This is a genomic window from Flavobacterium sp. WG21 (genome assembly GCF_000335775.1).
Taxonomy (GTDB): domain Bacteria; phylum Bacteroidota; class Bacteroidia; order Flavobacteriales; family Flavobacteriaceae; genus Flavobacterium; species Flavobacterium tructae.
The window spans coordinates 1-13994 of record NZ_AMYW01000032.1 but is presented as its reverse complement, the minus strand read 5'-3'; the positions used below and the strand labels follow the sequence as shown (position 1 = coordinate 13994).

General features: G+C 35.8%; 12 protein-coding genes. 4 read left to right on the top strand and 8 right to left on the bottom strand.

From position 1 onward, the window contains the following. Positions 1 to 110: 110 nt before the first annotated feature. Together C245_RS0118690 and C245_RS0118685 are read left to right on the top strand one after the other, a co-directional pair. Positions 111 to 3389 (top strand): DUF2723 domain-containing protein, encoded by a 3279-nt coding sequence (locus C245_RS0118690; RefSeq protein ID WP_017498141.1) that lies wholly within the window; start codon positions 111 to 113, stop codon positions 3387 to 3389. A 95-nt stretch (positions 3390 to 3484) separates the two neighbouring features. After that, complete coding sequence (locus C245_RS0118685; protein WP_017498140.1) at positions 3485 to 4120, top strand: polysaccharide deacetylase family protein; 636 nt, start codon at positions 3485 to 3487, stop codon at positions 4118 to 4120. 24 nt (positions 4121 to 4144) lie between these two features. On the opposite strand, the gene C245_RS0118680 is transcribed toward C245_RS0118685, so the two are convergent. The 8 genes from C245_RS0118680 to C245_RS0118640 all read right to left on the bottom strand — a co-directional run bounded on the left by C245_RS0118680 (position 4145) and on the right by C245_RS0118640 (position 10568). Beyond that, positions 4145 to 4447 carry a co-chaperone YbbN gene (locus C245_RS0118680; protein ID WP_017498139.1) on the bottom strand — a complete coding sequence of 101 codons (303 nt, stop codon included), beginning with the start codon at positions 4445 to 4447 and terminating at the stop codon, positions 4145 to 4147. Positions 4448 to 4521: 74 nt separating this feature from the next. Further along, a complete protein-coding gene (locus tag C245_RS0118675; protein ID WP_026110153.1) occupies positions 4522 to 5757 on the bottom strand; it encodes a metallophosphoesterase in 1236 nt (411 codons plus the stop codon). A 178-nt stretch (positions 5758 to 5935) separates the two neighbouring features. Beyond that, complete coding sequence (locus C245_RS0118665; RefSeq protein WP_026110152.1) at positions 5936 to 6121, bottom strand: hypothetical protein; 186 nt, start codon at positions 6119 to 6121, stop codon at positions 5936 to 5938. A gap of 106 nt (positions 6122 to 6227) precedes the next feature. After that, entirely contained in the window at positions 6228 to 7565 is a 1338-nt protein-coding gene (locus C245_RS0118660) for a cell wall metabolism sensor histidine kinase WalK (RefSeq protein WP_232424386.1), read from the bottom strand. Between the two features lie 12 nt (positions 7566 to 7577). Continuing rightward, positions 7578 to 8252 (bottom strand): response regulator transcription factor, encoded by a 675-nt coding sequence (locus C245_RS0118655; protein ID WP_017498134.1) that lies wholly within the window; start codon positions 8250 to 8252, stop codon positions 7578 to 7580. 189 nt (positions 8253 to 8441) lie between these two features. Beyond that, complete coding sequence (locus tag C245_RS0118650; protein ID WP_026110151.1) at positions 8442 to 8633, bottom strand: hypothetical protein; 192 nt, start codon at positions 8631 to 8633, stop codon at positions 8442 to 8444. A gap of 45 nt (positions 8634 to 8678) precedes the next feature. After that, complete coding sequence (locus C245_RS0118645; RefSeq protein ID WP_017498132.1) at positions 8679 to 8861, bottom strand: hypothetical protein; 183 nt, start codon at positions 8859 to 8861, stop codon at positions 8679 to 8681. A 171-nt stretch (positions 8862 to 9032) separates the two neighbouring features. Next, positions 9033 to 10568, bottom strand: a complete 1536-nt coding sequence (locus C245_RS0118640) for a DUF4394 domain-containing protein (protein ID WP_017498131.1) — start codon at positions 10566 to 10568, stop codon at positions 9033 to 9035. 181 nt (positions 10569 to 10749) lie between these two features. On the opposite strand from C245_RS0118640, the gene polA reads away from it, so the two are divergent. Together polA and C245_RS0118630 are read left to right on the top strand one after the other, a co-directional pair. Next, on the top strand, positions 10750 to 13593 hold the full coding sequence (gene polA, locus C245_RS0118635) for a DNA polymerase I (RefSeq protein WP_017498130.1): 2844 nt from the start codon (positions 10750 to 10752) through the stop codon (positions 13591 to 13593). 15 nt (positions 13594 to 13608) lie between these two features. Further along, positions 13609 to 13986, top strand: a complete 378-nt coding sequence (locus tag C245_RS0118630; RefSeq protein ID WP_017498129.1) for a hypothetical protein — start codon at positions 13609 to 13611, stop codon at positions 13984 to 13986. The last annotated feature ends 8 nt before the right edge of the window (positions 13987 to 13994 follow it).

The following is a 13994-nucleotide window of genomic DNA, read 5'->3' as shown; positions in this document are numbered from 1 at the left end:
CTTAATACAACCAAATACTTTTATAGATTTTTTTGTTAATGCTCGTTTCTTTAAACAAAAAAACATTTTCTTTGTAGGATATAAAAAATACGAAATTTTAACACCTAAATATGGCACAATTCAATTTCAATAAATGGAATACTATTATTGGTTGGTTTGCATTTGCAATCGCTTTAATTACTTATACATTAACTGTTGAACCTACGATGAGTTTTTGGGACTGTGGAGAATATATAGCTACAGCCGCTAAACTGGAAGTAGGACACCCTCCCGGAGCTCCTTTATTTCAAATGATGGGGGCTTTTTTCGCGATGTTTGCGACAGATGCACAACATGTAGCGGTAATGGTTAATATGATGTCGGTTTTTTCAAGTGCCTTTACCATTCTATTTATGTTTTGGTCTTCTTCTATGATTTTGAAAAAAATTATAGCACGTTTTGCCGAAATCGACCAAAACAATTCAATTGTTATTTTAGGAAGTTCTTTTGTTGGAGCTCTTGCCTACACTTTCTCAGACAGTTTTTGGTTTAATGCTGTTGAGGCAGAAGTTTACGCCATGGCCTCTCTTTTAATCGCCTTGCTTTTCTGGCTTGGTTTACGCTGGGAACAGGACATGGACAAACCAAAAGGAAACAAATGGTTATTGATCATTTCTCTTGTTATCGGACTATCATTTGGAGTTCACTTTATGGCTTTGTTAACCATTCCTTCTATTGGTTTTCTGTACTACTTTAAACATTACGAAAAAGTTACCATCAAAAATTTTCTTATTGCCAATGTTGTTGTAATTGGTGTTCTTCTCTTTATCTTCAAATTGCTTTTACCTTTAACAATGGAAGCCTTTGCTGACACTGAAGTTTTTATGGTAAACAGCTTTGGATTACCATTTAACTCGGGAACGATTTTCGTAACACTGCTTCTAATTGCCTTCTTCTATTTTGGATTAAAATATACCAAACAAAAAGGATTGATTTTTTACAACACTATTATTCTTTGTGTTCTTTTTATATTTATTGGATTCTCTACCTGGATCATGCTGCCTGTACGTGCCAATGCCAACACCGTAATCAACGAAAACAAACCTTCGGATGCCGCGGAAGTACTGGCGTACTACAATCGTGAACAATATGGAGTAAATCCTCTTTTTTACGGACCTCAGTACACGGAGTATTTCGCAGGTCTTGATGCAAAAAATCCTTATTCAGACAAAGCCCCTAACTACGAAAGAGATTACAAAACAGGTAAATACATCATTACCAATAATTTCAAAAACGCTCAGCAAAACTCTGACGATAACCAAAAAACGATTCTTCCAAGAATGTGGAGTACCGAAATGGGGCACATTCAGAACTATATCAACTTTACAACTCCGCCTAACTTCAGAATAAACCCTAATTATGACTACGAGCAGGATTTAGGAAAATACGGAATTGACGCCAGTCAGTTAACTGAAGAAGAATACAACAAAGCTACAGCTCAATTGCGAAATGAAGTTGAAAAAACAATTTCAGAATTCAGAAAAGCTTACGCGCAAAAACAAATTGATAACGAAGGTTATGTGAAATTCTTAAAAAGCTATGGTGATTACCTGATTATCGAAAAACCATCTGCTGTAGACAATTTCTGTTTCATGTTTGAATATCAATTCGGATATATGTACTGGAGATATTTAATGTGGAACTTCGTTGGACGCCAGAGTGACGTTCAGGGAAAATACGATAATATTGACGGAAACTGGATTAGCGGAATCAAAGCCCTTGACTCTTTACACCTTGGTTCACAAGACAATTTACCTTCTGATGTTACCAACAACAAAGGAAGAAATGTTTATTACTTCCTGCCATTTATTCTTGGACTTATCGGATTAATGTACCATGCCAACAAGGACTTAAAAAGTTTTTATGTATTATTGGCTCTATTCTTATTTACCGGAATTGCTTTAAAAATATACTTGAACGAAAGACCTTTTGAGCCTCGTGAAAGAGATTATGCATTAGTAGGATCATTTTATGTGTTTGCCATCTGGATTGGTTTTGGTGTTTATTCACTTTACGAAAGCATCCAAAAATATATCGCTCCTAAAATTGCCGGTCCGGTTATTATTGCTGCAAGTTTATTGGCCGCACCTGTTTTAATGGCTTCTCAAAACTGGGACGATCATGACAGGTCCGGAAGATATACTGCAGTGGCAATGGCAAAAGCATACCTAAATTCGTGCGATAAAGATGCTATTTTATTTACCATTGGAGACAATGACACCTTCCCGCTTTGGTATGCTCAGGAAATTGAAGGCATCAGAACTGATGTTAAAATCGTAAACACCAGCTTATTCATGACCGATTGGTACATTGATCAAATGAAAGCGAAAGCTTACGAATCTGATCCGTTACCAATATCCTTCACCCATGATGAATATGTGGGGGACAAATTGGATTATGTGGCTCACATCCCTAAAATTGAAACACGCTGGAACATTAAAGATTTTATTGATTTTATTAAAAATCCTAAATCAACTGTAGGCTTACAAAACGGACAAACAATCCATTTCTATCCTACGAACAAAATCAGAGTTCCTATTGACAAAAATGTGATTATCAAAAATAAAGTAGTTAATCCGAAATACAACGACTCTATTGTTCCTTATATGGATATCGACATCAAAGGAAGTGCTTTATACAAAAATCGCTTAATGATGCTTGACATTCTAGCCAACAATAACTGGAAAAGACCTATTTATTTTAGCGGAGGAGCTTTTGACGATGAAGATTACTTATGGTTGAAAAACTATTTGCAATTGGACGGAATGGTTTACAAATTAGTCCCTATTAAAAATGTTCCTTCAAAAGACGGAGGACCTATGGATATGGGACAAATGGATGCTGATAAATCGTACGATATTGTAATGAAATGGGACTGGGGCAATAGCAATGGTAATATTTATCACGATCCTGAAACCAGAAGAAACAGTATCACATACCGTACGAATTTATCCCGTTTAATGGATCAGTTAATTGCCGAAGGTAAAACTGATAAAGCCAAAAAAGTGATCGAACTGGCAATAACAAAAATGCCGGTAGACAAATTCGGTTATTACTCTTTAGTAGAACCTTTTGCAGGAGGATATTACAAAGTGGGAGAAACTGCCAAAGCACATGATTTGCTTAATAAACTGGTTCAGAAATACAAAGAAGAACTAAACTATTATGCCACTCTGACTCCTGGTGATCAAACTGACTTAGCGATTGACATCATTACTGACATCGAACGTTACAGAAGTCTATTACAAGTGATGAAAGAAAACAACGATCTTACTTTCTACGAAAAGCACAAAGTAACGTTTAATACTTATGTAAATGTTTTCGAACGTTTTGGAAGAGAAAAAGAATAATAAGATACGAAAAACATAGCAATTAAAAAAATGCAGCGCCGCTTGATTAGTAGCGCTGCATTTTTTAATTTTACATATCTGTAAACCAAAACAAAATGAGCTTTTATTGGGTAAAAACAAATTCATTCATCAAAAAGGTGTTTTCTAAATATTGTTGGGACATTCCAAACAACGAAAAGAAAATATACCTCACCTTTGATGATGGCCCAACTCCCGAGATTACAGACTGGGTCCTGTCTGAATTGAAAAAGTTTGATGCAAAAGCCACTTTCTTCTGTATTGGGAAAAACATAAAAGCTAACCTTTCTTTGTTTGAAAAACTAATCAAAGAAGGACATTCTATTGGCAACCATACCATGAACCACGTTAATGGCTGGAAAAGCCATACCGATGATTATATTAAAAATGTACAAAATTGTGCCGCTGTTCTGGAAGAGGAAAAAACATGCAACCTTATCTTTCGTCCGCCTTACGGAAAGATCAAAAAAGCGCAGTCTAAAATCCTTCGAAAATTAGGATATAAAATCATCATGTGGGACGTTTTAAGCGCTGATTTCGACCAGAGCATCACACCTGAGAAATGTCTTGAAAACGTAACAAAAAATGTAAAATCAGGAAGCGTTATTGTATTTCACGACAGCATAAAAGCCTCGCCAAATTTAAAATTTGCCTTGCCTAAAACCTTACACTTTTTAAAAGAAAATGGGTATACATTTGATATTATTCACTAAATAATATCCTTAAGAAGTAGTATTCTATAAATTAAATCGTTCCTGAACAATTCCTATAATTGTATTCGCATCCAGTTCGCCGGATTGTCTCCAAATCATCTGTCCTTCTTTATAAATCATTAAAGTAGGAAGTCCCTTAATACGCAGTGCTTCTGCTAATTCCTGATTTTTATCTACATCAATTTTGATCACCTTGGCTTTATCGCCAAGTGCAGCCGCAACATCCTTAATTACAGGATGCATTGATACAGATGATTCGTTCCAATCGGTGTAAAAATCAATCAACACTGGAACTTGAGCATTTATAAGTTCTCCAAATTTTGACATAAAACCAAAAATTTAATTCTTTTTTAATCTTTTAAAAAGAGGTAATTATATACAAATGTAGCATTTTTAACGAATTAAGCCACATTGTTCCCCTTTTTTAGTTCAATCACGGTTATTTCGGGCATAATCCCTACACGCCCCGGATATGCGTGAAAACCAAATCCACGATTTACATAAACATAACGACTTACATTTTCATATAAGCCTGCCCATTGTTTATAAATATACTGAGCCAGACTCCATTTAAAATAACCCGGAATTTCTATCCCAAATTGCATGCCATGTGTGTGACCTGACAAGGTTAAATGAAAATTTTTCGGATGATCTTTAATTACGTATTCCCAGTGTGTCGGATCATGGCTCATGACCACTTTAAAATCGCCCTGAGACACATTCTGAGAGGCTTTATCTATATCTCCGTACTTCGCAAAATTCTTCCCCCAGTTTTCTACACCAATCAGTGCAATTTTGTCTTCTCCTTTTTGAATGTATCGGTGCTCGTTTAACAGAAGCTCGAATCCAATTTGCCCATAAAGGCTTTTAATTTCTTCAAAATTTTCCTTTTTATCCTTTTCGGAAGGCCAGGTTACATATTCGCCATAGTCATGGTTGCCTAAAACAGAAAACTTCCCGTATTTATAGTTTTTTATTCTCTTAAAAGTCTCCAGCCACGGATGCATTTCTTTAGCATGTGTATTGACAATATCTCCTGTAAACAAAATCAAATCGGCTTCCTGAGCATTAATCAGATCAATAGCATAGTTTATTTTATCCGGATTGTCAAAACTTCCGCTGTGAACGTCTGATATCTGAGTAATTTTAAAACCATCAAAAGCATCCGGAAGATCCGGAAAAAAGACAGTTTGCTTGATTACCTTAAAATTGTATTTCCCTTCAAATATTCCATAAATCAAGGAAAGAAAAGGAACTGCTGCTAATCCTAAGGCAATCTGACTGATAAATTTTCTCCTCTCGGGCATCATTTCCTTTTTTGGAACATTATACACGAAATAATTGACGATGCTTACTCCTATTCTAAAAATATCCTCACCAAACATAAAAAGCGTAAGAACAATTTTTGGCACATAAACCAATAGCATTAATCCTGTTGTAAACATAAATTGTTTCGTTTGTCCAACAGACCGATCAATTTGCGAAAAAGAATAAATGATAAAAATTAGAATTAGTAAACTTATAACCTGATAACTAATCAAAACCCATCTTAACTTGATTAAGGCCCGAAACGCCTGGTAAGAATAGTACTCAATAAACAATAGAAGAGCACAAAGAATTAGAAACTTAAGGATCATTATTTTTAGTTTTAAGCAAAGTAACAAAGAATGAAAATCTTATGGCTTTTTATTATCAAAAATTTAACGCTGTTAATGACAAAAAGCTGACAGATTACTCTATCAGCTTTTTTTCTACCAAATTTTTAAAACCTTTTAAAATCCACAACATGTGTTTACCGAAGTAAACTATACCTTTTTATTTTTGTGTTTTTGCTGCTTCCGGTTTAGCGGCTGCTTCTTTTTTCGCTTTTTTATCTGCTTTTTTCTCTTTTTTAGGGGCTTTTGCTTCTTTTACAGGGGCTGATTTTGCTGGAGTTGTTTGAGCGTTCACCATAGCAACTGTTCCTAAAACAGCTACTGCTAACATTACTAATTTTCTCATGATTTTAGTTTTTATGATTATTATTATCTTCATTTATTATACCCCAAAGATATTCTCACAAAATGAAGATAAAATGAAGATTAGGCCTGTCTGAAAAAATTAACTTTTAATTATGTTTTTGCTCTCCGGGAAACAATAATGTAAAGGTGGTTCCTTTATCAATCTCAGACGTGACCTTAATTTCAATATGATGAAAAGAAGCAATACTCTCTGCAATAGCAAGCCCTAACCCCTGCCCTTCCTGATCTGAACTAAGTCTGGCAAATCTGTTGAATATCTGTTCTATTTGAAAATCATTCATCCCAACACCGGAATCGGCAATAGAAATAAAATAGTTATAGTCCTGAAAACCATCCGCAACACTTATGCTGCCCTGAGGTTTATTGTATTTTATGGCATTGATAACCAAATTATAAATAAGAATATGAATCAGCGTTTTGTTTCCTGTAAAAGCATAATGATGGTTCATCTTATTCCAAAACTGAATTTCTCTGTCGTCGATACGATCCTGTAAGTCTTCCTGCAAATCGGTAACCATTTCATGAAAATTTATATTCTCGTTGGCTTCATATTGATTGTTTTCTATTCTGGAAATCAACAATAAATTATTAATGATTTTTTTGAGCATATCCAATGTTTTCAATGCTCCTGCAATTTTATCAATGGCATTATCATCTAAAGATTCATTTTGCAATAAGTTCTCAAATTTACTTTTGAGCAATGCAATTGGCGTTAACAGCTCGTGGGAAACATTTGATATGAACTGTTTCTCCTTTTTAAAAAGCTCCGCAATACGATCCATCATTTGGTTTAAAACAGAATCGAGTTCTCTAAAATCATGAGACCTGACTTTGATTGGAGTATGATCAAAAGCTTCAGGTTCATTGACCCGCCTTATCTTGGTATCAATAATTTTATAAAAAGGCTTTAATAAGTATTCGATATAAAAAGTATCTGCCAAAAAAGTAATCAATAATATCACCACAAAAACGATAATAATAAAAAATCGAATGATAAAAGTAAGGTCTTTTACTTCTCCCAAATTGCTTCCAATTTCGAGCTGGTATCCCTGATTTCCGAAGGTAAAATGATACTGCAAGATTCTGTATTCGTTTTCTTCTCCTTCAATAATTCGGTAGTCATTACTAAAAACAGGTTTTTTCTGATCGTGTTTTAGAGAAGATTTTGAGAGCACCAAAAACTCGCTGTGAAGAGTTGAAAACTGTGAATAGGTTTCGGTCGAATCACCTGAATTTTCAATAAAGTCATCGATTTCATTCTGATTCAGATGTTCAATAAACTTCTGCTTCTTTTCGAGCAGCCCGTTATTGATATGTCTGTACACCACATTTTCTACCAAAATAGGCAGCATCAGCCATAAAATAAAAATAACCAACAGTCTTGTCAGCGCATTAAAAATAGCCAATTGATGTTTTATCTTCACAACCTGTATTATTTATTCGTTTATACGATATCCTACATTTCTAACGGTTTCAAACCAATCAATTTCTGTATGCTTGTCTAATTTTTTTCGAAGATTTCTAACATGGACATCAATAAAATTAGAGTCGGAATTGACTTCCAGAATGTCTCCCCAAATATGTTCTGTCAATTGCAGTCTCGTAATTACTCTGTTTTTATTAAGGACTAAATACTGAAAAATATCAAATTCCTTTTTGGTCAGATTAATGGGCGTTTCATTATAACTCACCTTATAATCCTGAAGTTGCAATAAAAAACCATGAATGCTTAAATTATTCAAAGTAAAACCGTGCATCCTGCGAATAACCGCAAACAATCGTGCACTAAGCTCTGTGAGAGCAAACGGTTTGGTCAGATAATCATCGGCCCCCAGATGCAAGCCATTTACCCTGTCATCCAGTTCTCCACGGGCTGTAAGTACAATAACGGCCATTTTCGATTTCGTTTTGCGAACTGTTTTCAGTACTTCAAATCCATCTCCGTCAGGCAGACCAAGGTCCAGCAGCATAGCATCATAATCATTACTGTTTACCTCCTCAAGAGCATCACTGCAGTTGTGAACTATTTTACAGATGTAGCCTGCATTACACAGAAAATCATAAACTTCTGCCGCAAGTTCTTTCGTATCTTCAACAATCAAAATATTCATAATTCAACTTTTAAACGCAACTAAATTTAAGCAATTATAAAAAGTATTGTTGCGCATTATTAAAAAAATTAACGAATAAAAAAAAGCCAGTAAATTTCTTTACCGGCTCTCTTCAACCGCATTCTCATAATCATTACTTCTGTTTTGCTCACTGTACAATTTTTGAAAGCAAAACGAAAACAATTTTCCCTACTTCATTTTAGTTGTTTCTGCTTTCGGAGCTTCGCTTTTTTGCGATTTCATTTTTTTATCGGCTTTGTTTTTGTGATGTTTAGTTGCTTTCACTTCTTTTGCAGGAGCTGTCTGTGCCGGAGCTGTTTGTGCGCTAACCATTACACTTGTTCCTAAAACTGCCACGAGTAACATTACTAGATTTTTCATAACTTTTAATTTAAATTGATTTATCTTTTTTTTGCTTTTATAGTTTTATTTTTTTGCTTTTGGAGCTTCTGTTTTTGCTGATTTTACTTTTTTATCCGCTTTGTGTTTAGGATGTTTGGTTGCTTTTACTTCTTTGACCGGAGTCGTTTTAATATTTTTAGCCGGAAATGCATGTACCATAACACTGGTTCCTAAAACTGCTACTAATAACATCAATAAATTTCTCATGATTTCTACATTTTTATATTAATACCTTTTATTTTACAGATCAAATTTACCCTCGTAATATGAAGACAAAATGAAGAAATCATGCCCTATTAAAATTTTAACTTTAATTTATAAAAAAAGCGACCGGAATATCCTGTCGCTTTATCGCATGTTTATTTAATTCTGTCTTTTTTAAAAGCCCAATCCTAAAGTCATCGAAGTAACTGCCGGAGAAAAATCAACTGTTTTTGTTGCTGTACCGGTAGTTAGGTTAATCTTATAAACAGACTGCACACCACTAACTGTTAATACTGCAAAGGCTTCATTACTGTTACCTCCTATGTCAAAACCATTCATTCCTGTGGCTGTCACTCCAAGACTACCTACTAATACTAAAGTTCCGTTGTTTGGAGGATTTTGCAGATATAAACTATTAGTACCGGAATCGATAACAAATAACTGTGTAGTCGAAGCTTGTGCAAAATTATTCGTGTAAGCGGCAGCTGTAACAGATGGTGTCCCTGGGTTAAGACTTAGATCTGTAGCAGCAACAACCCCCGTGTCCGGATGCAGTCGGAGATTTTGTCCTGTATTGCTTACTACACGTATTCTGTCAACCGTGGGATTAAAATCAAAACCAAAATTTTGTCCGGACAATGTTGGCGACAATCCAGCACCAACAGCGGTGACTTGTCCGTTTGAAGAATTAATCGTTAAAAGTCTACTTTGATTGGTCAGGGCATAAAGCGCTCCGTTTGCTGGCCTGAAATCCAAACCAACTACCTGCTCACTTGAATTCATCCCCATAAGAGCAACTGAATTTGAAGTTCCTGTAACCGGATTAAATCGATACAAAATGTTTGTTTCGGATGTTGCGAAAGCGATAAGTTTTGTTTTAAAGGCTACTTCAACAATTTGTTGTGTAAAAACCCCGACCCAGGTCGCTTCTCCATTCGTTAAATTAATTGTATACAATCTTGATTGGCTATTTTTATTGTTTACCGCTATTCCCAAATTCGAATCGGGCTGTATGTCAAAACCTCCAACTCCCGAAAAATCAACTTTTAAGCTCCCTACTTCCTGAAGAGCTCCATCATTTGGGGGATTTTGCAGGTACAATTTATCCGTAGCATAATCAATATCGAAAAGCTGTGTCGTCGTACTTCCTGAAAGACTATTGGTATAAGCAATCGCTCCTACCTGAGCATTCGCTACCCCATTAATATTTCCGTCGGTTGCAGCTACAGTTCCGAGTTCGGGATGCAATCTCAGATTTTTTCCGTTATTAGACACTAGGCGCACCCTGTCAACTGTGGGGTTAAAATCTATAGAAGACGATGTTCCTTCAATTGCCGGAGAGAAAGATGCTGTTCCTAAAGGTGTCGCCAATCCCGAACTTTCATTTATGGTATATAATCTGCTGGTAGAGCCTAATCCGTATAATTGGCCTGTAGCAGGTCTGTAGTCAATACTAATGATACTCTCGCCTGATTGTAATCCTGTTATCGAATAAGAACGAACAGGAGTTTTTAAATCTTTGGCATTAAAGTAGAAAACTTTGTTATCATTGCTTAATGCGGTGAAGTCTACCGGAGGGGCAGTACTAGGCATTGGTTCTGGTTCTGGCTGAGGAATTGGAGTTCTGTCGTCATCATTAGAACATGCCCCTAAAAATGACATTAATCCCATCAAAAAAAGTGATCTCGGTGTAAATAAATTTTCTCTCATAACGCATTGTTTTTTATTTACTTACGGCAAAAAAAATCTTTTGGTTTGTAATTTTTCAAAGTTTTCACAAAATAGTTATCAAATCTTCCGGTATTTCTGAAAAACAAATAACAAAGCATTTTCTTCCCTAATATTATAGTGATATTCGTAACTTTGAAAATTGAATTGATAAATTGTACTTATGTCGTCACAAAAACGCCTTTTTCTACTTGATGCTTACGCTTTAATATTTCGTGGCTATTACGCCTTCATAAAAAATCCAAGGATTAACTCTAAAGGAATGGATACATCGGCGATCATGGGATTCATGAATTCGCTTTTGGATGTTATCAAACGTGAAAAACCGGATCATCTGGCGGTAGCTTTTGATAAAGGTGGAAGTGACTTGCGAAACGAATTATTCCCGGAATACAAAGCCAATCGTGATGTAACACCGGAAGCCATAAAAATTGCAGTTCCTTATATATGTGAATTATTAAAAGCCATGCACATTCCGATTATTGAAGAGTCAGGTTTTGAAGCCGATGATTTAATTGGAACTATCGCCAAACAAGCAGAAAAACAGAATTATAAAGTTTTTATGGTAACTCCCGATAAGGATTTTGCCCAATTGGTTTCTGAGAATATCTTCATGTACAAGCCTGCCCGTATGGGGAATGGGATTGAGATTTGGGGAGTTCCTGAAGTTTTAGCCAAATTCGAAATCGAACGTCCGGAACAGGTGATCGATTTTCTTGGTATGATGGGTGACGCTGCCGATAATATTCCGGGACTTCCGGGAGTTGGCGAGGTAACTGCCAAAAAGCTTCTTAAGGAATTTGGAACAATGGAAAACCTATTAGCGAATACAGACAAGCTGAAAGGAAAAATGAAGGAGAATATTGAGGCCAATAAAGAGAAAGGATTGTTATCTAAAAAACTGGCTACCATTTTATTAGACTGCCCGGTAACTTTTGATGAAAACGATTATGAATTAACACGTCCTGATATTGAAAAAACCGAAGCTATCTTCCAGGAATTGGAATTCAGACGAATGGCGGAACAATTCGATAATTTGTTTAAAACAGGAGGCGAGAATGAAACAACTTCAGTTCCGGTTTCTGACGCTAAATTGTATAAAAAACCACAGCCTAAAAACGAAGATCAGTTTGATCTCTTTGGAGGAGGCTCTACCGAAGAACATACAGAAGCAACCCGAACTTCTTTTTACAATACTTTAGAAAATACCCCTCACTCCTATCAGGCGATTCAGGGTGATCTGGGAATAAAATTACTTTTACAGAACCTGCAGAACCAGACTGCTGTTTGTTTTGATACCGAAACTACCGGTTTAGACGCTTTGCACGCCGAATTGGTTGGTATTGCATTCTCTTACGAAAAAGGAAAAGCTTTTTATGTTCCGTTTCCGGAAAGTCAGGAAGAAGCTCAGGTTTTAATTGAAAAATTCAGACCTTTCTTTGAGAATGAAAACATTGAGAAAATAGGTCAGAATTTAAAATACGATTTAAAAATTCTTTCTAATTATGACATAACTGTAAAAGGAAAACTTTTTGATACCATGATTGCGCACTACCTGATCAATCCGGATATGCGTCATAATATGGATATCTTATCGGAAACTTATTTGAAATATGCTCCTAAACCAATTGAGGAATTGATTGGCAAAAAAGGGAAAAATCAAATTTCAATGCGCGATGTAGCCCTTGAAGACATTAAGGAATATGCCGCCGAAGATGCTGATATCACTTTACAGCTGAAAGAAATTTTCACTACAGAATTAGACAAAACCGAAACGAAGAAATTATTTGACGAAATTGAGATTCCGCTAGTAAGCGTTTTAGCGGCCATGGAAACGGAAGGAATTCGTCTGGATGTTGAATTCTTAAAGGCGATGTCAAAAGAAATGGATGTTGAAATCAAATCATTAGAACAAAAGATATACGAAACTGCAGGAGAGAAATTCAACCTGGCTTCTCCTAAACAGCTGGGCGACATTTTGTTTGACAAACTTAAAATTGGCGGAGCAAAGCAGAAGAAAACCAAAACCGGTCAGTATGCAACCGGCGAGGAAGTTTTAACTTATTTAGCCAACGACAATCCAATCGTAAAAGAAATTCTGGATTGGCGTCAAATGGTGAAATTACAAAGCACTTACATTCTGGCTTTACCGGAACAGGTGGACAAAAAGACACAGCGTGTTCATACCGATTATATGCAGACTGTTGCCGCAACAGGACGTTTGAGTTCTAACAATCCGAATTTACAAAACATCCCGATTCGTACCGAAAGAGGGCGTCAGATTCGTAAAGCTTTTGTCGCACGCGATGAAAACTATACTTTAATCTCTGCCGATTACTCGCAGATAGAATTAAGAATTATTGCCGCTTTAAGCGGAGAAGAAAATATGATTGCCGCTTTTAAAAACGGAGAAGACATTCACAAAGCAACCGCCGCCAAAGTTTTTGATGTGCCTTTGGATGAAGTTTCCCGCGAACAAAGAAGCAATGCCAAAACGGTTAACTTTGGAATTATCTATGGGGTTTCTGCTTTTGGACTGAGCAATCAGACTTCTTTATCCCGCAGTGAAAGTGCCGCTTTGATCGAAGCGTACTACAAAACATATCCAAGACTGAAATCTTATATTTCTGAACAAATTGAATTTGCGCGCGAAAAAGGATATGTGCAGACCATTTTAGGCCGTCGTCGTTATTTGAAAGACATCAACTCGGCAAATGCAGTGGTTAGAAGTGCCGCTGAACGAAATGCTGTAAATGCACCCATCCAGGGAAGTGCTGCCGATGTGATCAAAATCGCGATGATCAACATTCATAAAAAACTAAAAGACGAAAACTGGAAATCTAAAATGCTGCTTCAGGTGCATGATGAGCTTGTGTTTGATGTTCACAATGACGAACTCGAAAAAATTCAGCCTATGATCAAACACGAAATGGAAAACGCCTTTACGATGGCAGTTCCTTTAGAAGTTGAACTTGGAATGGGTAAAGACTGGCTCGCTGCACATTAATAATTTTAGATTTACATGACAGACGATTTTAAGCCACCTATTAAAACCAGAACAACGAAAAAATTACTGGCGATAGCAGGAGCTCCAAAAAAGTGGAATCCTCAGGCATACAAATTGGCAATTGACGAACTCTACAACCGAAAAGTCAATTTTAAATTAATAGATCAGGCTAAATATATAGAAAAGAAAAAGGAAAATCTTGAGGCATTAAAAATTTCCAAAGAAAGTTATAGCATTTTTGACTTTATATTTAATTTAGGAGAAACACTTATAGAAATTATATTCGCTTGGGATTTAGAAAAAGAGGGGTATTTGCGTAAAGCAGAACAACAAAAGAAATTCAGAATACTATTATTTTTTCTAATCTTATTTATTCTTTTACTTTTACTTTAAACATAAAA

What these genes read in the sequence shown, in the direction of transcription:
- C245_RS0118690 (WP_017498141.1), top strand. Translation starts at nt 111, where the DNA reads ATGGCACAATTCAATTTCAATAAATGGAATACTATTATTGGTTGGTTT.
- C245_RS0118685 (WP_017498140.1), top strand. Translation starts at nt 3,485, where the DNA reads ATGAGCTTTTATTGGGTAAAAACAAATTCATTCATCAAAAAGGTGTTT.
- C245_RS0118680 (WP_017498139.1), bottom strand. Translation starts at nt 4,447, where the DNA reads ATGTCAAAATTTGGAGAACTTATAAATGCTCAAGTTCCAGTGTTGATT.
- C245_RS0118675 (WP_026110153.1), bottom strand. Translation starts at nt 5,757, where the DNA reads ATGATCCTTAAGTTTCTAATTCTTTGTGCTCTTCTATTGTTTATTGAG.
- C245_RS0118665 (WP_026110152.1), bottom strand. Translation starts at nt 6,121, where the DNA reads ATGAGAAAATTAGTAATGTTAGCAGTAGCTGTTTTAGGAACAGTTGCT.
- C245_RS0118655 (WP_017498134.1), bottom strand. Translation starts at nt 8,252, where the DNA reads ATGAATATTTTGATTGTTGAAGATACGAAAGAACTTGCGGCAGAAGTT.
- C245_RS0118650 (WP_026110151.1), bottom strand. Translation starts at nt 8,633, where the DNA reads ATGAAAAATCTAGTAATGTTACTCGTGGCAGTTTTAGGAACAAGTGTA.
- C245_RS0118645 (WP_017498132.1), bottom strand. Translation starts at nt 8,861, where the DNA reads ATGAGAAATTTATTGATGTTATTAGTAGCAGTTTTAGGAACCAGTGTT.
- C245_RS0118640 (WP_017498131.1), bottom strand. Translation starts at nt 10,568, where the DNA reads ATGAGAGAAAATTTATTTACACCGAGATCACTTTTTTTGATGGGATTA.
- polA (WP_017498130.1), top strand. Translation starts at nt 10,750, where the DNA reads ATGTCGTCACAAAAACGCCTTTTTCTACTTGATGCTTACGCTTTAATA.
- C245_RS0118630 (WP_017498129.1), top strand. Translation starts at nt 13,609, where the DNA reads ATGACAGACGATTTTAAGCCACCTATTAAAACCAGAACAACGAAAAAA.